The sequence below is a fragment of the Archangium gephyra genome (assembly GCF_042230915.1).
GTDB classification, from domain to species: Bacteria; Myxococcota; Myxococcia; order Myxococcales; family Myxococcaceae; genus Archangium; species Archangium gephyra_B.
Genome location: NZ_CP102578.1, coordinates 1,627,392 through 1,646,363 on the forward strand (window position 1 = coordinate 1,627,392; position 18,972 = coordinate 1,646,363).

17 protein-coding genes are annotated in these 18,972 nt (G+C 71.9%); 15 read left to right on the forward strand and 2 right to left on the reverse strand.

The features are described from left to right. Positions 1–5 precede the first annotated feature (5 nt). From NR798_RS06535 to NR798_RS06590, 12 genes are all read left to right on the forward strand, one after another. Complete coding sequence (locus NR798_RS06535; protein ID WP_375770553.1) at positions 6–1,550, forward strand: phytoene desaturase family protein; 1,545 nt, start codon at positions 6–8, stop codon at positions 1,548–1,550. Further along, positions 1,547–2,572 carry a phytoene/squalene synthase family protein gene (locus tag NR798_RS06540; protein ID WP_375770554.1) on the forward strand — a complete coding sequence of 342 codons (1,026 nt, stop codon included), beginning with the start codon at positions 1,547–1,549 and terminating at the stop codon, positions 2,570–2,572. Before NR798_RS06535 ends, NR798_RS06540 begins: the two co-directional genes overlap by 4 nt. Then, a complete protein-coding gene (locus NR798_RS06545; protein WP_375770555.1) occupies positions 2,569–3,891 on the forward strand; it encodes a hydroxymethylglutaryl-CoA reductase, degradative in 1,323 nt (440 codons plus the stop codon). The genes NR798_RS06540 and NR798_RS06545 overlap by 4 nt, the downstream gene beginning before the upstream one ends. Further along, on the forward strand, positions 3,888–5,345 hold the full coding sequence (locus NR798_RS06550; RefSeq protein WP_375770556.1) for a phytoene desaturase family protein: 1,458 nt from the start codon (positions 3,888–3,890) through the stop codon (positions 5,343–5,345). The genes NR798_RS06545 and NR798_RS06550 overlap by 4 nt, the downstream gene beginning before the upstream one ends. Continuing rightward, positions 5,342–6,319 (forward strand): carotenoid 1,2-hydratase, encoded by a 978-nt coding sequence (locus tag NR798_RS06555; protein ID WP_375770557.1) that lies wholly within the window; start codon positions 5,342–5,344, stop codon positions 6,317–6,319. The genes NR798_RS06550 and NR798_RS06555 overlap by 4 nt, the downstream gene beginning before the upstream one ends. Then, a complete protein-coding gene (locus NR798_RS06560) occupies positions 6,316–7,464 on the forward strand; it encodes a glycosyltransferase (protein WP_375770558.1) in 1,149 nt (382 codons plus the stop codon). The genes NR798_RS06555 and NR798_RS06560 overlap by 4 nt, the downstream gene beginning before the upstream one ends. Then, a complete protein-coding gene (locus NR798_RS06565; protein ID WP_375770559.1) occupies positions 7,461–7,844 on the forward strand; it encodes a lycopene cyclase domain-containing protein in 384 nt (127 codons plus the stop codon). The genes NR798_RS06560 and NR798_RS06565 overlap by 4 nt, the downstream gene beginning before the upstream one ends. Next, entirely contained in the window at positions 7,841–8,188 is a 348-nt protein-coding gene (locus NR798_RS06570; protein WP_375770560.1) for a lycopene cyclase domain-containing protein, read from the forward strand. The genes NR798_RS06565 and NR798_RS06570 overlap by 4 nt, the downstream gene beginning before the upstream one ends. Further along, positions 8,185–8,868 (forward strand): lysophospholipid acyltransferase family protein, encoded by a 684-nt coding sequence (locus tag NR798_RS06575; RefSeq protein WP_375770561.1) that lies wholly within the window; start codon positions 8,185–8,187, stop codon positions 8,866–8,868. Before NR798_RS06570 ends, NR798_RS06575 begins: the two co-directional genes overlap by 4 nt. After that, positions 8,865–9,725 (forward strand): MerR family transcriptional regulator, encoded by an 861-nt coding sequence (locus NR798_RS06580; RefSeq protein WP_375770562.1) that lies wholly within the window; start codon positions 8,865–8,867, stop codon positions 9,723–9,725. Before NR798_RS06575 ends, NR798_RS06580 begins: the two co-directional genes overlap by 4 nt. A gap of 26 nt (positions 9,726–9,751) precedes the next feature. Beyond that, positions 9,752–10,654 carry a MerR family transcriptional regulator gene (locus tag NR798_RS06585; RefSeq protein ID WP_375770563.1) on the forward strand — a complete coding sequence of 301 codons (903 nt, stop codon included), beginning with the start codon at positions 9,752–9,754 and terminating at the stop codon, positions 10,652–10,654. Positions 10,655–10,753: 99 nt separating this feature from the next. Continuing rightward, positions 10,754–12,115, forward strand: a complete 1,362-nt coding sequence (locus NR798_RS06590) for an amidohydrolase family protein (RefSeq protein ID WP_375770564.1) — start codon at positions 10,754–10,756, stop codon at positions 12,113–12,115. Between the two features lie 18 nt (positions 12,116–12,133). On the opposite strand, the gene NR798_RS06595 is transcribed toward NR798_RS06590, so the two are convergent. Together NR798_RS06595 and NR798_RS06600 are read right to left on the reverse strand one after the other, a co-directional pair. After that, positions 12,134–13,678 carry a peptide MFS transporter gene (locus tag NR798_RS06595; protein WP_375770565.1) on the reverse strand — a complete coding sequence of 515 codons (1,545 nt, stop codon included), beginning with the start codon at positions 13,676–13,678 and terminating at the stop codon, positions 12,134–12,136. Positions 13,679–13,724: 46 nt separating this feature from the next. Continuing rightward, positions 13,725–15,683 carry a thiamine pyrophosphate-binding protein gene (locus NR798_RS06600; RefSeq protein ID WP_375770566.1) on the reverse strand — a complete coding sequence of 653 codons (1,959 nt, stop codon included), beginning with the start codon at positions 15,681–15,683 and terminating at the stop codon, positions 13,725–13,727. A gap of 344 nt (positions 15,684–16,027) precedes the next feature. Between NR798_RS06600 and NR798_RS06605 the strand changes: the two genes are divergently transcribed. From NR798_RS06605 to NR798_RS06615, 3 genes are read left to right on the forward strand one after another with little or no spacing between them, the layout of a single operon-like run. After that, positions 16,028–16,456: a hypothetical protein gene (locus NR798_RS06605; RefSeq protein ID WP_375770567.1), complete on the forward strand. Its 429-nt coding sequence runs from the start codon at positions 16,028–16,030 to the stop codon at positions 16,454–16,456. A 22-nt stretch (positions 16,457–16,478) separates the two neighbouring features. After that, positions 16,479–17,618: a DegT/DnrJ/EryC1/StrS family aminotransferase gene (locus NR798_RS06610; RefSeq protein ID WP_375770568.1), complete on the forward strand. Its 1,140-nt coding sequence runs from the start codon at positions 16,479–16,481 to the stop codon at positions 17,616–17,618. After that, positions 17,615–18,967 carry a coproporphyrinogen-III oxidase family protein gene (locus NR798_RS06615; RefSeq protein WP_375770569.1) on the forward strand — a complete coding sequence of 451 codons (1,353 nt, stop codon included), beginning with the start codon at positions 17,615–17,617 and terminating at the stop codon, positions 18,965–18,967. Before NR798_RS06610 ends, NR798_RS06615 begins: the two co-directional genes overlap by 4 nt. Positions 18,968–18,972: the final 5 nt, after the last annotated feature.

The following is an 18,972-nucleotide window of genomic DNA, read 5'->3' on the forward strand; positions in this document are numbered from 1 at the left end:
GCACCGTGAGGAGCGGCAAACGACAGGCGGTGGTGGTGGGCGCGGGCGTCGGCGGGCTGGCGGCGGCGGCGCGGCTGGCCCACCAGGGCTTCGAGGTGCAGCTCTTCGAGAAGACGGATGGCCCGGGCGGCCGCTGCAACCGCCTCCAGGTGGACGGCTTCACCTGGGACATCGGCCCCACCATCGTCCTCATGCCCGAGGTGTTCCAGGAGACGTTCGCCTCGCTCGGCCGGCGCATGGAGGACTACCTCACGCTGGTGCGGTGTGACCCGAACTACCGCATCCACTACCGCGACGGCTCGGACATCACCTTCACCTCGGAGCTGTGCGCCATGGGGCGCGAGCTGGAGCGGATCGAGCCGGGCAGCTACGCGCGCTACCTGGCCTTCCTCGCGCAGGGCCGCACCCAGTACCGCACCAGCCTGGACCACCTGGTGGGCCGCAACTACGCGGGCATCTCCGACTACTTCGCGCCCTCGGTGCTCAAGAAGATCTTCCAGGTGCGCGCCCACCGCCGCATGTACGCGGACGTCAGCCGCTTCTTCCAGGACGACCGGCTGCGCGCGGCGATGACCTTCCAGACGATGTACCTGGGCGTGTCGCCCTTCGCCTCGCCGGCGGTGTACGGCCTCTTGCCCTTCACGGAGCTGGGCGTGGGCGTGTGGTTCCCCAAGGGGGGCCTCTACGCCATTCCCCTCGCGCTGGAGAAGGTGGCGCGCGAGGAGGGCGTGCGGCTGCACTACGGCACGCCCGTGAGGCGCATCCTCACCGGGGGCTCGCGCGCGGTGGGCGTGGAGCTCGAGGACGGGCAGGTGGTGAAGGCGGACGTGGTGCTGTGTAACGCGGATCTGCCCTACGCGTACGAGAAGCTGCTGGACCCGGGCGTCACCCGGCTCAAGCGCGCGAAGAAGCTGCGCTACACCTCCAGCGGTTACATGCTGTACCTGGGGCTCAAGCGCCGCTACGAGGGGCTCAACCACCACAACGTCTTCTTCGGCAACGACTACAAGGGCTCGTTCGACGACATCTTCGAGCGCTTCCGCGTGCCGGAGGATCCGAGCTTCTACGTCAACGCTCCGGCGCACACGGACCCGAGCCTCGCGCCGCCGGGCAAGGACGCGCTCTACGTGCTCGTGCCGGTGCCGCACCAGCACCCGGGGCTGGACTGGAAGGTGGAGGGCCCGAAGGTGAGAGCCAAGGTGTTCCGGCGCCTGGCCGAGCTGGGCTACCCGGAGCTGGAGCGGGACATCGAGGTGGAGCGCGTGTACACGCCGGATGACTGGGCGGCCACCTTCAACCTGGCCCGGGGCAGCGCCTTCGGGCTGGCGCAGAACTTCTTTCAGATCGGTCCCTTCCGCCCCGCCAACCAGGATGCACGGGTGCGCAACCTGTTCTTCGTGGGGGCCTCCACCCAGCCGGGCACCGGTCTTCCCACGGTGCTCATCTCCGCGCGGCTGGTGGTGGAGCGCATCCTGGCGTGGTCGGGAGCGGCGGACGTGGTGACGGAGCCCGGCGGCACCGGGCGCGGAGCAATCGAGGAGGCGGCATGAAGTCGCACGACAACACCCTGGTCGTACGTGGTTACGAGATGGCGGAGCGCGTCACGCGTCATCACGCCAAGAGCTTCTTCTTCGCCTCGTTCATGCTCTTCGGGCTGCGGCGCAAGGCGGCCTTCGCCCTCTACGCCTACTGCCGGCGCCTGGATGACATGGTGGACGTGGCGGACGGGGCGGACCGGGGCGCGGTGCCCGAGGACCTGGGCGAGCGGTTGAGCCGCGCACGCCGCGCGGTGGCCGAGCTCTTCGTGGACGCGCCGGAGCTGGGAGACCCGCGCATGCCTCCGCCCGCCACGCGCGCCAGCGGGGGCGACGGCCCGTGGGATCCGGCCGAGTTCGCCGCCCTCCAGGACGTCATCCGCCGCTTCCGCGTCCCCGAGCAGCCCATGCAGGACCTCATCTCCGGCATGGAGATGGACTTGACCCAGCGCCGCTACGACAGCTGGGCCGAGCTGGACCTGTACTGCTACCGGGTGGCCGGCGTGGTGGGGCTGATGATGGCGCCCATGCTCGGGTGCTCGGCGGAGTGGGCGCTGGGGCCGGCGGCGGACCTGGGCCGCGCCATGCAGCTCACCAACATCCTCCGCGACGTGAAGGAGGACCTGGACCGCGACCGCGTCTACCTGCCGCTGGAGGAGCTGGCGGCCTTTGGCCTGTCGGTGGAGGACCTGCGCGCGGGCGTGGTGGATGACCGGTGGCGCGGCTTCATGCGCTTCCAGATCGACCGGGCGCGCGCCTACTACGCGCGGGCGGCGGCGGGGATTCCGGCGCTCACCGGCTTCGGCTGCCAGCGCATGGTGAAGCTGATGGGCTCCATCTACGGCGACATCCTGCGCGTCATCGAGGAGAACGACTACGACGTCTTCAAGGGACGCCTATCGGTGCCGGGCAAGCGCAAGCTGGCGCTGGCCTCCACCATCCTGGTGAGGCCCGCGGCCGTGCTGCCCGCGCCGCCGACGCCCGAGGTGTCGGTGCCACTGCTGCCCAGGGGGGCCACCACGGGAGTGAGGTTATGAGTGACGACAAGGTGCAGACGTTGAAGGTGAAGCGCTCCTCGCGCCTGTCGGGCTTCTACCGGCAGACGCCGGAGAGCCGCCGGACCCGGCTGGTGGAGTCGCGCTGGCTGGCGCCGGAGGAGGCCGAGGCGTGCGCGGGCCTGGGTGGTTTCGACGAGGCCTGCGCGGACGCCATGGTGGAGAACGTCATCGGCCTGCACGGCCTGCCGCTGGGCCTGGCGCTCAACTTCGTGGTGAATGGGCAAGACCGGCTGGTGCCCATGTCGGTGGAGGAGCCCTCCATCATCGCCGCGGCCAGCTACGCCGCGCGCCTGTGCGCCGAGGGTGGCGGCTTCGCCGTGACCTGGGACGAGCCCATCACCACCGCCCAGGTGCAGCTGCTGGACGTGCCCGCGCTGACGGCCGCCGAGATGGCGCTGCGCGCGCGCTCGGCGGAGCTGCTGGCCGAGGCCAATGGCTGCCTGGGCGCCATGTGCGCCCGGGGCGGCGGGGCGCGCGAGCTGGAGGTGCGCGTGCTGGACGCCACCACGCTCGTCGTCCACGTGCATGTGGACACCCGGGACGCCATGGGGGCCAACCTCGTCAACGGCCTGGCCGAGCGGATGGCACCGCGGCTCGCCGCCCTCACCGGGGGCCGGGTGGGGCTGAAGATCCTCACCAACCTGGCGGATCGCCGGAAGGTGTACGTGCGCGTGACGGTGCCCTCGGCGGCGCTGGCCTCCGAGGGCTTCCCCGACGGCACGGCGGTGCGCGATGCGATTCTGGAGGCCCAGCTCTTCGCGGAGATGGATCCGTACCGGGCCGTCACGCACAACAAGGGCGTGATGAACGGGGTGGACGCGGTGCTGGTGGCGTGCGGCAACGACTGGCGCGCGGTGGAGGCGGGGGCGCACGCGTACGCGGCGCGCTCGGGCGTGTACCGGCCGCTCACCGCGTGGAAGCAGGGCCCGGCGGGCGAGCTGGTGGGCCTCTTGGAGATGCCCCTGGCCACGTCCACGGTGGGCGGCGCGGCGCGCACGCACCCGGGCGTGCAGCGGGCGCTGAAGCTGGCCCAGGTGACGAGCGCGGTGGACCTGGCGGGCGTGGCCGCGGCGGCGGGACTGGCCACCAACCTGGCGGCGCTCAAGGCGCTGTCCACCGAGGGCATCCAGAAGGGGCACATGGCCCTGCACGCGCGGCGCGTGGCGGCGGAAGTGGGCGCCCAGGGCGAGCTGGTGGAGATCGTGGCCGAGCGGCTGGCGCGTGAGCGCGTCTACCGGCCCGAGCGTGCGCGGGAGATCCTCGCCGAGGAGGTCCGGCGGAAGGAGGCTGCGCGATGAAGACGATGCGTGTCGCGGTGGTGGGCGGCGGAATCGGAGGGCTGACGGCCGCCGGGCTCCTGGCGAAGGAGGGCCACGACGTCACGCTCTTCGAGGGAGGCCCCACCCTCGGAGGAAAGGCGCAGTGCGTGCGGGTGGACGGGCTCCGGCTGGACACCGGACCCACGCTGCTCACGCTGCCGGACGTGGTCAAGGGGCTGTTCGAGGGCCTGGGCGCGGCGGACCTGCTGCCGCCCATCACCGAGCTGGAGCCCCAGTGCACCTACCGCTTCGCTGACGGGTGCGGCTTCGTGGCGTACAAGGACCTCGAGCGCACGGCGGAGAGCGCGGGCGAGCTGCGTCCCAGTGAGCGGCACGGGGTGCACGGCTTCTATGCGGAGGCCGAGGCCATCTGGCGCGCCGCGGGCGAGCCCTACCTGGAGGCGCCCTTCGAGGGCATGGCCGGCTTCATGGCGCGGGTGGCGCGGCGGGGCGTGGTGGCGATGGCCAAGGGGATGAAGCTGGCCACGCTGGACGAGCTGGCGCGGGCGCACTTCAAGACGGACCACATGCAGCAGTTCGTGGGCCGCTTCGCCACGTACGCGGGGGCCTCGCCCTACGAGGCGAGCGCCGCCTACGCCCTCATCCCCCACATCGAGCGCGCGTATGGCGTGCACCACGTCCAGGGCGGCATCGGCGCGCTGGTGGACGCGCTCGGGGAGGCGGTGAAGCGCCAGGGCGTGAAGGTGCACCTCAACGAGCGGGTGGGGTACACGCGCGACGCGCGGGGCTACCAGGTGGGGCCCCGGGGCGGCGAGGAGCGCTTCGACTCGGTGGTGGTGAACGCGGACCCGCTGGACAAGCTGGGGCGGGGGAGCGAGGCGCTGTCGCTGTCGGGCTACGTGCTGCTGCTGGAGGTGGACGGCCGTCCCGCGCTGCCGCACCACACCGTGCTCTTCGGCCGGGACTACCGCCGCGAGTTCGACGAGCTCTTCGGGGGCCAGCTCGCGAATGACCCCACGGTGTACTTCTGCAACCCCTCGGCGACGGACCCGACGGTGGCGCCGCCGGGCAAGATGGGCCTCTTCGTGATGGTGAATGCCCCGGCGCTGCCGCGCGAGCCGGCCGCGTATGAGCAGGCGGCGGCCGCGTGGGAGCTGCAGGCCGGGCGGGTGAAGGCGCAGATGTTCGACAAGCTGCTGGCGCACTACCCGGAGCTGCGCGGGCGCATGCGGGTGGTGGGGCAGCGCACGCCGGTGGACCTGGCGGCCCTGGGCGCGCCGGGCGGCTCCATCTACGGCTTCCTGCCGCATGGGAAGTTCGGCCCCTTCCGCCGTCCGCGCATCCGGGGTTGCACGCCGGGGCTCTTCTTCGCGGGCGGAGGCACGCACCCGGGCGGCGGGGTGCCGCTGGTGATGCTGTCGGGCCGCTTCGCCGCGGAGATGGCCTCCGAGCACTTGCGGAGGAGCGCATGAGGCGCCTGGACCTGGCCCTCCCGGAGACTCCGAAGGGGGACGCGTGGCGGGACGCGCTGCCCGCGCTGCCGGACACCCCGGGGGCGTACCGCTGGTTCTACGCCGACGTGACGGCGGGCGAGTACAGCGCGGTGTGCATCTTCATGGTGGGCTCGCTCTTCTCGCCGCGCTACTCGGCGGGGGTGAAGCGGGGAGCGCTGCCGCTGGAGCACTGCGCGGTGAACTTCGCGCTGTACCACCGGAGCACGCGGCGGCGCTGGGTGCTGAGCGAGTACCCGCGCGCGGCGGTGCGGGTGCTGGGGGGAGGCCGGGTGCTGCACATCGGCCGCTCGATGCTGGAGTACGGGCTGGATGGCACGGTGTGCATGGAGGTGGACGAGCAGTGCGCGCCCTTTGGTGGGCCGCTGCGGGCGCGGCTGGTGCTGGAGCCCCAGGTGATGGCGGCGGACGAGGTGCAGCTGGTGCCGGGACTGCCGCACTACTGGCGGGCGCTGGCGCCGCGGGCGAAGGCGCGGCTGGAGGTACTCTCCGAGGACGTGGTGGCGGAGGGAATGGGCTACCACGACAGCAACCACGGCGAGGAGCTGCTGGGCGCGCGGCTGCCGGGGTGGCACTGGGCGCGCGTGCACGGGCCGGAGGAGACGGTGGTGGACTACCACCTGCCAGGCGGGGTGGCGCCGCTGCGGGTGACGGCGGGTGCGCTGGGCACGAAGTCCGAGCGGAGGCCCCTGCTGGCCGAGGCGCGCGACACGAGCCTGACGGGCTGGGGCCTGCGCGTGCCGGCGCGGCTGTACGCGGGCAACGAGCCGGTGGACGAGCCGCGGCTGCTGGAGTCCTCGCCCTTCTACGCGCGGGTGGAGGCGCGGCGGGACGGGCTGGACGTGATGGGGGAGGTGGCGGACTTCCGCCGCTTCCACTCGCCCTTCATCCGCTGGATGGCGCACTTCCGCACGCGCGTGGAGCGTGCGGTATGAGCCCGCTGGTGGCCCTGGGCCTGGGGTGGGTGGTGCTGGCGGGAGGTTTCAGCGCGGTGGCGCTGGGCCGGCTGCTGCGCCAGCGCCGCCGTGCGGGCGGGTCCACGCGGGTGCCGGTGCTGCTGCTGCGGCCGGTGGACGCGCCCACGGAGCGGGAGCTGGAGAACCTGTCGAGGCCCATCGACTACGCGGGGCCGCTGGAGCACGTGGTGCTCTCGCCCCAGGCGCCGCGGCTGCCCGAGGGCGTGCGGTGGCTGCGGAGCGAGCCGTTGGCGCCGAACCGGAAGGTAGGGCACCTGCTGCACGCGTTGGAGACGCTGCCGTGGGAGGGGCGGGTGGTGCTGGTGGTGGACGCGGACGTGGCGGTGACGGGGGCGCTGGTGGAGGGCCTGGCGGCACCGGTGGTGCTGGGGGCGGCGCTGAGCACGGCGGTGCCGACGCCGGTGGGCGAGCGGGCGCTGGCGGACCGGGCGGTGGCGGGCCTCTTGCGCCGCACGCACCACAGCTTCCGGGCGCTGCACGTGATGAGCGCGGGGGCCAAGGCGGTGTGTGGCAAGGCGCTCGGGCTGAGCCCCCAGGCGGTGGACGAGCTGCGGGTGCTGGCGGACCACATCGGCGAGGACCTGGAGCTGTCCAAGCGGTTGCACGCGCGGGGCCTCGAGGTGGAGCTGTGCGAGGTGCCGGCGCTGGTGCCGCTGGCGCCGGGGACGTGGGGTGGGGCGCTGGCGCGTTTCACGCGGTGGATGCAGGTGCTGGCGAGCCACCGGCCGGGGCTGTACCCGACGGTGCCGCTGCTCTTCACGCCGACGTGGCCGCTGCTGGCGCTCAGCTTCCTCACGGGTTCGATGTGGCTGAGCGCGGGAGTGGCGGGTCTCCTGGCCGTGCGAACCCTGCTCTCCTGGCGCCTGACGGTACTCACCACTCCGCCAACAACCCCTCTCCCTCCGGGAGAGGGACGGGGGGAGGGTATCGGGAGCACCACGCCGGGCCCCGTGCTGTGGGACTGGCTCTTGGGCGAGGCGCTGCTCCTCGCGGCGTTCATGACTTCTCTCGTGCGGCCGTCGCGGGTGACGTGGCGGGGCCGCACCTACGCGTTGCACTCCGGGGGCCGCATGTCGCCGGAGCTCAGTGGAGGCCGGGGATGACGTACGCACGCTTCCTGGGACTGTTCGTCGTCCTGCCGATTCTCTTCCTGCTGGTGCGCTACCGGCGCACGCTGACGGCGCGGGGGCTGGCGCCCATGGGCCTGCTGCTGGTGGTGGTCTACGCGGCGACGTCGCCGTGGGACAACCTGGCGGTGAAGTGGGGGCTGTGGGGCTTCAAGCCCGAGCTCATCTGGGGCATCAAGCTGGGCTACCTGCCCCTGGAGGAGTACCTCTTCTTCGGGTTGCAGACGCTGCTGGTGGGCCTGTGGGCGCGCGAGCGGCTGCGCCGGGTGCTGGAGGCGCCCGAGCCCCAGAAGCGCCCGGCCGAGGAGCCGGGAGCGCCCAAGCCGCGGCTGGACGCCGAGGAGGTGGCGTCATGATGGAGTCGCGCTGGGCGTACATGATCCACCTGCTGGCGTGGGCGGTGCCCTTCATCGTGTTGCAGCTGGCGGTGCTGGTGCACCACTTCCGGGGCCGCACGTGGGCGGTGCTGCGCGCGGTGCTGCTGCCAGCGCTCGTGGTGGGCACGTACCTGGCGGTGGCGGACCACCTGGCCATCCGGGTGGGCATCTGGAACTTCGGCGAGGGCAAGCACCTGGGCGTGTACGTGGCCGGGGTGCCGCTGGAGGAGATCCTCTTCTTCCTGCTGACGAGCGTGATGGTGTCGCTCGGGCTGACGCTGTTCACGGTGCTGCTCTCGCGTCGGGAGGCGCGAGCGCCGTGATACGGGCGGCGAAGGGTGGACTCTTCGGCCGGGTGCTCGACGGGTACGTGGGGTGGAAGTTCCGGTCGGCGTTCCGGGGCCTCTGGGTGCGCGGGCAGCTGCCAGGAGGCGCGGGGTCTCGGCTGGTGTACGCGAACCACTCCAACTGGTGGGACGGCTTCGTGCTGCACCAGGTGGGCAAGGCGGCGGGCTGGGACACGTACTGCGTGATGGAGGAGCAGAACCTGGAGCGCTACCGCTTCCTCTCGAGACTGGGGGCCTTCAGCATCCGCCGGGGCGAGGCGGCCTCGTCGCTGGAGACGCTGCGCTACGCGCGGGAGCTGCTGAGACAACCGCGGGCGGCGGTGTGCATCTTCCCGGAGGGCGAGCTGCGCCCCTTCGGCGTGCTGCCGCTGCGGCTGGAGCGCGGGGTGGAGCTGCTGGGGCGGGTGGGGCAGGTGGAGTGCGTGCCGCTCGCCATCCGCTACGCCTTCTTCGAGCACGAGCGGCCGGACGTGCTGGTGGAGGTGGGCGCGCCGCACGCGGCGGGGGCCCTGTCGCGCTTCCAGTCGGAGCTGGAGGGCGCGGTGCGCCGGCTGGCGGAGGTGAAGGGCCTGGAGGGCTTCTCGCGGGTGGTGTCGGGCGGACTGGGCGTGGCGGAGCGGTGGGACGCGGTGAGGGGAAGGGCGCCCTCGGCATGATGCTGCGCATCCGAACCATCGCCCGGCTGACGGGCATCCGCGAGGCCACGCTGCGCGCGTGGGAGCGGCGCTATGGCTTCCCGCGCCCGCACCGCAACGAGAGCAACTACCGCGTCTACTCGCGGGACGAGGTGGAGAACGTCCGCCGGGTGGCGAAGCTCATCACCGAGGGCCTGTCGGTGAGCGAGGCCATCGCCCAGGTGCGCACGGTGCCGGTGGCGGAGCTGCCGGTGCGCGAGCGGCTGGTGGAGCGCTTCTGGTCGGCGGTGATGGTGATGGACGGGGAGGAGGCGGACCGGGTGCTGGGGGAGGCGCAGGCCTCCATGGAGGTGGAGCCCTTCGTGGACACCCTGCTCATGCCGCTGCTCCGGGAGATGGGGGAGCGGTTGGACATCGCGCGCGAGCACCTCGGCTCGGCGCTCATCCGCCAGCGGCTGCGGGCGCTGCTGCTGGCCGAGGACACCCCCCCGCGAGGCCCCCGGGTGGTGCTGGCCTGTCCGGAACGCGACATGCACGAGGGCGGGCTGTTGGCACTGGGCCTGCATCTCAAGCGCAAGGGCTGGAGGGTGACGCTGTTGGGGGCGGACACTCCGGCGGAGGCGCTGCGGGGGGCGTGCGTGCAGGTGAGCCCGGACCTGGTGGCGCTCTCGTGCGTGCGGCGGCGGGAGGCGGAGGAGCTGCGGCTGGTCCTGCAGAGCGCGGTAGAGGCGTGTGCTCCGGCGATGGTAGTAGTAGGGGGGCCGGGCGCGCGCGAGCACCTGAAGGCCATCTTCAGTGCAGGTGCGCAGTACGCGGAGTCCACGGAGGAGCTGGTGGCCCTCTGGCAGCAGGCGCGCGGCGCGTCGAACCGCACCTGAGGAGGGTGGGGCGAGGGAGGAGTGGGATGGCCGAGCGCACCTATAGAATCCACATCGCCGCCGAGCTGTCGGGGGTGAGGGTGGAGCTGATCCGCGCCTGGGAGCGGCGCTACGGGGTGCTGTCGCCCCGGCGCACGCCCTCGGGTTACCGGGTGTACACGGACCGGGACGTGTCGCTGCTGCGGCGGCTCAAGCAGCTCACCGAGGAGGGCGTGTCCATCAGCGAGGCGGCGACGATGCTGCCGCAGTTGCTGGAGGAGCTGGCCACGGCGCAGCCGGCGCCCGAGCCCGTCTCGGAAGCGGGCGCCACGAGTCTGCAGTCCTGGCGGGACGAGGCGCTGGCGGCGGCGGCGGTGTTGGATCAGCGGCGGGTGTCGCAGGTGCTGAACGAGGTCCTGGGGGCGCTGACCCCCCTGAAGGCCTACGAGCAGGTGCTGGTGCCCTTGCAGCGCGAGGTGGGTGAGCGCTGGCATGCGGGGGCGTTCTCGGTGGCGCAGGAGCACCTGGTGACGCAGGAGGTGCGAGCGCGGGTCATCAGCCTGCTGCACGCGGCACCGGACGGGGGACGCCGGCGGGTGGTGCTGGCCTGTTTTCCGGACGAGCAGCACGAGCTGGGGCTGTTGGGGGCGGCGCTGCGGATGAGGCACGCGGGGCTGTCGGTGACGCTGTTGGGGCAGCGGACGCCGGCGGCGGAGGTGGGCCGGGTAGCGCGCGAGCTGAAGGCGGAGCTGGTGGGGCTGTCGGCGGTGACGGACCACGGGGCGCAGGACTTCGAGGACTCGCTGTCGCGCATCGTTGCGGGAGTGCCGAAGGGAACGCCCCTTTGGGTGGGCGGCGCGGCGGCCCGGGTGCACCAGGAGGTGTGCGAGCGGCTGGGCGTGCACCTGTTCGACAACGCGGACGACTGGTCGCGGCTGCTGGGCGGGTGAATTCACTCCCGGTATGGCTGCTTCGCCGTGGGCCACTCCCTCTATAATGCGTTGCGCAAACGAGTTGCGGACCTGCAACGCATGAGAGGACCCACCCCCATGAAGACCTCGCGGGCCTGGACGCTGTTGAGTGCCAGCCTTCTCTCACTCGCCGGAGTGCTGTTGCCCGGCTGCGTGCGCGAGCTCCAGCCCAATCCCACGGCCTCGGAGCGGGCGGTGGCGTTCATCGGGGTGAACGTCGTCCCCATGGACAGCGAGCGCGTGCTGGAGGACCACACGGTCATCGTGCGCAACGGGCTCATCACGTCCGTGGGCCCATCGGCGTCCATCACCGTGCCGGCGGACGCCGAGCGCATCGACGGCAAGGGCCGCTACGTGATGCCGGGGCTGGCGGACTTCCATGTCCACCTGCACTCGGAGGAGCAGCTCCTGTCGTACCTGGCCCACGGCGTCACCAGCCTCTTCGAGCTGGACGGCTCGCTCGAGCACCTGGCGCTCGGGGCGCGGCTGAAGGCCAACGAGCGCTTGGGCCCCACGCTCTACACGAGCAGCCCGCTGCTGGATGGAGGGCCTCCAGGTGGCAAGGTGGTGTCGGTGACGACGCCCGAGCAGGCCCGGGTGGCCGTGGTGAAGCAGAAGAACGCGGGCTACCAGGCGCTCAAGGTCTACGACAACATCAACCCCGAGGTGTACGCCACGCTGGTGGCGATGGCCCGGCAGCAGCGCATTCCGGTGGTGGGGCACGTGCCGCGCACGGTGGGCGTGGAGACGGTGCTGCGCTCGCGCCAGGCGCTCATCTCCCATGGGGAGGAGTACTTCCACTCCGTGTCGCGGGATGAGTCGAGGATTCCCGCCCTGGCCCGCGCGACGAAGGAGGCGGGGACGTCGGTGGTGCCGGACCTGGTGCACATCGACACCGCGCTGCGGATGCTGAAGGACCTGGAGGGCGTCTTCGCGGACCCCGAGGCCCGGTACCTCTCGCCGGAGGTGCTGCGCAACTGGCGCTACTCCAACCCCACGCGCCGGGTGGACGTGGCGGCCTATGGCGAGCGCGAGCAGGCGGCATACCCCTTCGTGCAGCACCTCACCCTCGCGCTGCAGAAGGAGGGCGTGCGGCTGGTGCTCGGCTCGAACGCGTCGGATGCCGGGCTCTTCCCGGGCAGGTCGACGCAGCTGGAGCTCGCGGAGCTGGTGAAGGCGGGCCTGTCGCCCTACGAGGCGCTGTCCGCTGGCACGCGCAACGCCGGCGCCTTCATCACGGAGCACGTGGACCCGGCGGCGCGCTTCGGGACGGTGGCGGTGGGCCAGCGGGCGGACCTGCTGCTGCTGCCCGGCAACCCCCTGGTGGACGTGAGCCAGGCGGACCGGGCGCTCGGCGTCATGGTGCGCGGCCAGTGGCTCCCGCGCGAGCGGCTCCAGAAGATGCGGGAGAAGAGCGCCGAGACCTTCTCCAAGCGCTGAGCCTCCCGGGCGGGAGCCTCAGTGCACCCCGCCCATCATCCGGCGGATGGGGCGCACGAGCAGGGCCAGCACCAGGCCCGCGGCGATGCCGACGGCGGCCACCGCGCCGAAGGTCGGCGTGGGATCCGTCCCGAGCCTCCCGGCCACGCGCCCGGCGATGAGGTTGCCCAGCGACATGGACATGAACCACACGCCCATCATCTGCCCCACCATGCGGTGCGGCGCGAGCTTCGTCACCGTGCTCAGTCCCACCGGGCTGAGGCTCAGCTCGCCCAGGGTGTGCAGCAGATAGGTGAGCACCAGCCACAGCGGGCTCACCTTGTGGCCTCCCTCGGACGCCACCGAGGCCGCCACCATCACCAGGAAGCCCGCCCCCATCAACGCCAGCCCCAGCGAGAACTTGGCCGGGCTGGAGGGCTCCAGGCCCCGCTTGTTGAGCCGCACCCACATCCAGGCGAACACGGGCGCCAGGCAGATGATGAAGAGCGCGTTGATGGCCTGCAGCGTGCTCGCCGGGATGTCGATGCCGAACACCACCCGGTCCGTGCGCTCCTCGGCGAAGAGGTTGAGCGAGGAGCCCGCCTGCTCGAAGCCGGCCCAGAAGATGGTCGAGCAGATGAAGAGGATGCCGATGACGCCCAGCCGCCGCTTCTCCGTCGCGTCCAGCCCGCCGGCGATGAACGAGTAGACGAAGAAGGCCACCGCCAGCGTCAGGATGATGAACCCGCCCGCGCTGTTCAGGCCCTCCGCTGTGGTGAGCTCCACCAGGCCGAGCACCTGCAGCACCACCAGCAGTCCCACCAGCCCGCCGGCCAGCGCGAGCACCGGCCCGGGCGAGGCGCGCTTCTCCGGCTGTCCCGCGGAGGCCGCCGCGCTCCGGGGCCGCTTGCCAATCTCCCCCAGGTGCCGTCCGCCCCACAGGTACACGCCGATGCCGCCCACCATGCCGATGCCCGCGAGGCCGAAGCCCAGGTGCCAGTCCACCCGCTGTCCCAGCGTGCCCACCATGAGGGGCGCGAAGAAGGCCCCGAGGTTGATGCCCATGTAGAAGATGGAGAAGCCCGCGTCCCGCCGCGCGCCGCCCTCGGGGTAGAGCTCGCCCACCATGGCGCTGATGTTGGGCTTGAGCAGCCCCGTGCCCAGCACGATGAGCAGCAGCCCCAGGTAGAAGAGATTCACGCTGGGGAAGGCCATGCTGAAGTGGCCCAGCGCGATGAGGATGGCGCCGTAGAGCACCGCGCGCCGCTGGCCGAAGAGGCGGTCCGCCAGCCACCCGCCCGGCATGGCGGTGAGGTACACGCCCGCGCCGTAGAGCCCGTAGATGGCGCCCGCCTTCGTCTTGTCGAAGCCCAGTCCGCCCTTCTCCACGGCCGCCGTCATGAAGAGGATGAGCAGCGCCCTCATGCCGTAGAAGCTGAAGCGCTCGAACAGCTCGGTGAAGAAGAGCGTGGAGAGCCCGCGCGGGTGGCCGAAGAAGCCCCGCTGATCCGGCGGGGGGGCTCCTGTCGTGGTGAGGGGGGCGGCCGATTCGCTGGCGGACGTCGTGGCGGGAATCTGGGTCATTCGGGCTCCTGGCCCGGACTCTACCCCGCGAGACGTCCCTCCGCGCTCAGTCCTCCTTCGGGGTCGAGGCGACGGCGGCGAAGCGGTCCCCGTACGGCGGAACCTCGCGGTAGTCGATGCGGCACACCAGCACCTGCGGCCGGCGCTCCTCGTCCGCGCGCTGGAGCACCTCGGGCAGCAGCTCCGCCAGCTGGCCCGGCCGCGTCACCTCGTAGGCCCGGGCTCCCAGCGACTCGGAGAACTTCACCAGGTCCGGGTCCCCCAGGCTGAAGTACGGGTCATCCAGCGCGTACTCGCCGCCCGACTGCGCGTGCTCGCCGTGGTTCACCATCCCCAGGTAGTTGTCGTTGAGGACGATGTAGACGGCCCCCACCCCGTAGCGCACCGCCGTGACGAGCTCGGTGCCATTCATCAGGAAGGAGCCATCCCCGGTGAGGGCAATCGCCGTGTTCTCCGGCCTGCCCACCTTGCCGCCGATGACGGCGCCCATGGACCAGCCCATGGAGGACAGGCCGCAGGGGTAGAAGACGCGGGCGGGCGGGGTGATGCGCAGGCAGTGCGTGGCCCAACCGGTGCAGTTGCCCATGTCCACGTACAGGTCCGTGTGGGCGTGCAGGTGCGGGTTGAGCTCCTCCATCACGTGCTGCGGCTTGAGCGGGCCGTCCTCGGGCAGCACGTCCGCGGCCGAGCGGTGGGCGAGGTTCAGCGCGTTGAGGTGCTGGCGGCGCTCGCGCACGTGCGCCTCGTTGCCCGGCGCGGCGCCATGGCCGAACTCCACCAGCCCCGCCACCACCGAGCCCACGTCCGCCACGATGGGCAGCTCCACCTGGAGGAACTGGCCGATGACAGACGGGGTGGCGTCCACCTGGATGACGGTGTGCGCCGTCTCGAAGAGCGGGGAGAAGCTCTTGGTGGCCCACTCCCCCAGGCGGCTGCCCAGCACCAGCAGCACGTCCACGCCCTCCCTCAGGTACTGCTCGGCGCGCTTGCTGCCGGCGATGCCCAGCACGCCCAGCGAGAGCGGATCCTCCTCGGAGAAGAGCCCCTTGCCGCGCAGGCTGGTGGCCACGGGCAGACAGTAGCGGCGCACGAGCGCGGCGAACTCGGCGCCCCGGCTCTCCAGCGCCTCCCGCGCGCCCGAGCCCAGGTACACCAGGGGCCGCTTCGCGTGGCGCAGCAGCTCGAAGGCCGTGTACACCTCGGAGGCCGGCGCCGCGGGCAGGGTGCTCTTCCAGGCGCCCGGCGCGGTGGGCACGCTCACCTTGGCCAGCTTCTGCCGGGCGATGTTGGTGGGGATGCTCACGTGCACCGCCCCGTGCGGCACCGCGTGCGCCGTCTTCAGCGCCCGCTCCAAGAGGCGCGGGAAGCTCTTGGCGTCCACCACGGTGGTGCTCGAGGCCGTGCAGTGGCGGAACATCTCCCCGGTGTTGATGCCGCCCTCGTCGGTGCTCTCCTGGATGGCGCCCAGCCCGAAGCGCTCGGTGGACACCTGCCCGCTGATGGTCAGCACCGGCACCTGATCCAGGTGCGCCGAGGCCACGCCCGTCATCGCGTTGGTGGCCCCGGGGCCGGCCGTCACCGCGCACACGCCCAGCTTGCCCGTGGCGCGCGCGTACCCGTCCGCCATGAAGGCCGAGCCGCCCTCGTGGCTGCCGATGATGAAGCGGATGCGCGACTGGCGCCGCAGCGCCTGCACCAGCGGCGCGATGTTGCCCCCGGGGATGCCGAACACCGCATCCACCTGCTCCGCCTCCAGGTGCGCCAGCAGCGCCTCCGCCACCGTCATGTCCTCGAACGAGTGGAAGGAGCGCAGCCGCGTCAGCTCCGGCTGGGACTCCTCCGGCCGCGTCTGCTGCTCCGCATGCGCGCTCGTGTCCCGCGTGGCCGCGGTCGCTTCCACCCGCCCGTCCCTCAAGGGGTGCCTTCCCTGGGAGAACAGGGCGGTGGTGGGCTCTGCGCGCAGTGGCTGGCTCTGCAGGGCCTTGGCGAGGGCGGGCTGGGACACGGGCTCCCCTTTCTTCTTCTTGAACGTTCGGGGTGCGCGCTTCCCCAGAACAGCGGGTTTGTGGACCTCGCCTGAATCTCGGGTAATGAGAAAGCGAGGCTCGCGTGCGCGCGACGCGGTGTGTCGGAGGGTGACGGTGGCGCAAAGTACCCCAGTTTCCGCAGCGGGCAAACAAGTAAATTAAAAGTTTTCAGGCCTGCTGGATTTGGAATGTGATAGGGCGCGCGCGCCCGCCTCCAACCCCTTGAATTTCCGAGCGGAAGAAAGTTCGAGCTAAGCTGCCAGGCACCTTTCCGGCGGCCTCGGACGCGAGGCTCTTCCCCCGCCGGAACACGAGGCAAGTGATGCCTGTCCCTCAAAACGTCGTCACGGACTACGGCTTCCGGGTGCACGCGCCCGGGTACATCACCCCGGCGGAGGCGCGGGCCTGGTTCGAGGATCTGCGCTCCCGGGTGGTGGCCCTCGAAGGCAAGCCCTTCGGGTTGCTGGTGGACTCGCGATCGCAGAAGGCCAACCCGCCGGACACCCAGGAGCTCATCAAGGAGTCGATGGTGTGGCTGCGCGGCCACGGCATGGAGCGCTCCGTGGTGGTGTTGGACAGCACGGTGGCGTTGATTCAAATCCTTCGGCTGGCGAAGGCCACGGGTGTGTACGCCTACGAGCGCTACCTGGACGCGCTGAAGGACCCCGAGTGGGAGAGGAAGGCGGTGGAGTGGATCGCCCGCGGCATCGATCCGGATCTGCCGCAGCCGGCGCAGAAGCAGGCGCGCTGAGCGCGAAGGGGGGAGCGCGGCGATGGGACGTTATCGGTATGCCTGCACGGGCCCGGTGGAGACGGAGGGCTTCGAGCACTTCGTGGCGGGGCAGCTGGGCCCTGCGCGGGCGAACCTGAAGGCCTTCGCGGCGGAGCTGGGTGAGCGCTTCGGGGCGAGGCACCTGGCGCTGGTGAACTCGGGCAGCTCGGCGAACCTGGCGGCGGCGCTCGCGCTGGCGGAGCGCACGGGCCCCGGGGCGCACGCGGTGACGGCGGGCTTCACCTTTCCCACGACGATGTCGTCGCTGCGCACCGCGGGCTTCGCGGTGACGGTGGTGGACACGGAGCCGGGTGGCTTCTGCATCGACCCCGAGGCGGTGCGGCGCGCGTTGCGGCCGGAGACGCGGGTGGTGTGCGTGACGCACTTCCTGGGCTTCCCGGCGGCGCTGGAGGCGCTGCTCGAGCTGGCGCGGGAGCACGGCCTGCTGGTGCTGCAGGACGCCTGCGAGACGATGGACCTGCGCATCGGCGGCAAGCCGGCGCATGCGTACGGGACGCTGGCGACGTGGAGCTTCTACCACCCGCACCACCTGTCCTCGTTTGGCGGTGGCGCGGTGGTGTGCCCGGACGCGAGCTGGCAGCGGGTGGTGGAGTCGGTGACGCACTGGGGCCGCGAGTGCACCTGTCACTATGATCCGAGTGCGTGCACGGCGCCGCCGGGCATCCACCACAACTTCCACTACGTGCGCATGGGGCACAACCTGGAGCTGTCCGAGCTGAATGCCTGCTTCGGGCGCTTCCAGCTGCGCAAATGGGAGGCGCACGAGGCGCGGCGGCACGCGCACTACGCCACGCTGTACGAGGCGCTGCGGGACGAGCCGGGCCTGACGGTGTACGCGGCGCCAGCGGACAACGGCTCGCCCTTCGTGTTCCCCTTCACGGTGAAGGCGGGGAGCGCGGCGGGGCTGGCCGAGCGGCTGATGGGGCGCGGGGTGGAGGTGCGCACGTTGATGGGCGGAGCCATCACCCGGCAGCCGGCGTGGAAGGATGTGCCGCACGACGGGCTGGCGCACTGCACGGCGCTGGCGGAGGCGTCGCTCTTCGTGGGCATCCACCAGACGTTGGGGGAGGAGGACGTGGCGGCGGTGGCGCGCATCATCGCCGAGGAGGCGCGGCGGTGAGTTGGAGGCGGGCGCTGGCGCTGGCCTCGGCGCGGCCGCTGGACTTCACCATTCAGTACCCGCCGTCACGGGAGTACTTCCGTGAGCGCTTCACGTCACCGCCCGGCGCGGGCATGGCGCTGGAGGCGCTGAAGCGGGTGCTGCTGTACGTGCACGTGCCCTTCTGCGAGGCGAAGTGCTTCTACTGCAACTTCGCGGTGGATCTGCGCAAGGGCGCGGCGGTGCACGCGCGCTACGTGGAGGCGCTGTGCGCGCAGCTCGGGCGGCTGGACGCGGCGCTGCCGGCGGGGTGCACGGTGCCGGGTATCGACATCGGCGGGGGGACGCCGACGCTGCTGGTGCCGGAGCTGCTCGAGCGGGTGCTGGAGGCACTGCGGCCTTGGAGGCGGCGGTGCGAGGGGGCGTGGCCGCTGTCCATCGAGACGACGCCGCGGGTGGCGGCGACGGATGGGGAGCGGCTGGCGGTGCTGAAGGCGGGCGGGGTGGACCGGGTGTCCATGGGGCTGCAGAGCACGAATGACGAGACGCTGGCGCAGGTGAACCGGCGTGCGCAGCGCAACCTGGGCGAGCGGGCGGTGGAGGCGCTGGCGGCGGTGGGCTTCCGCCGGGTGAACGTGGATCTGGTGTTCGGGCTGCCGGGGCAGACGCGGGAGCACTGGTGGCAGGACCTGGAGCGGGTGACGGCGCTGCCGGTGGACTCGGTGACGACGTACGACTGCCTGTACCGGGGAGCGGGGCGCGCGATGCCGAGGCTGACGGCGGTGCGGCCGACGCCGGGGGAGTACGGCACGCTGTACGACCTGGCCTATGAGCACCTGACGGCGAACGGCTTCCACGCGCCCTATGGCTCGGTGAACTTCTCGCGGCACGCGGGGGAGACGGGGACATCGCCGTACTTCGAGGGGCGGCTGCTGGACGGGTTGCCGTACGTGGGCGCGGGCAACTACGCGTCGAGCCTGGTGGGGGCGCGCTGGTGGTTCGCGCCGTACGAGGTGGACGCGTACGTGAGGGCGGTGGAGGGCGGGGCGGTGCTGCCGGAGGAGGACGGGTACACGCTGCCGGACGCGGAGCGGTGCGCGAAGTACGTGCTGCTCTCGTTGAACTTCGGGCGCATCGATCCGGTGCGCTTCCGGGCCTTCGCGGGCGTGGAGCTGGAGGCGATGTACGGGCCGCAGCTGGAGCACGCGCGGGCGGTGGGCTGGCTGCGCGAGGAGGGTGGGGTGTACGGGGTGGAGCCGGGCCGGTTCCGCGAGCTGCCGTGGATCCGCGCGCTCTTCTACGCCCCGGAAGCCGTGGAGTGGCTGTCCGGGCGCACGCCGCTGCCGGAGAGGTTGCGGACCACGGGTTGAAGGGC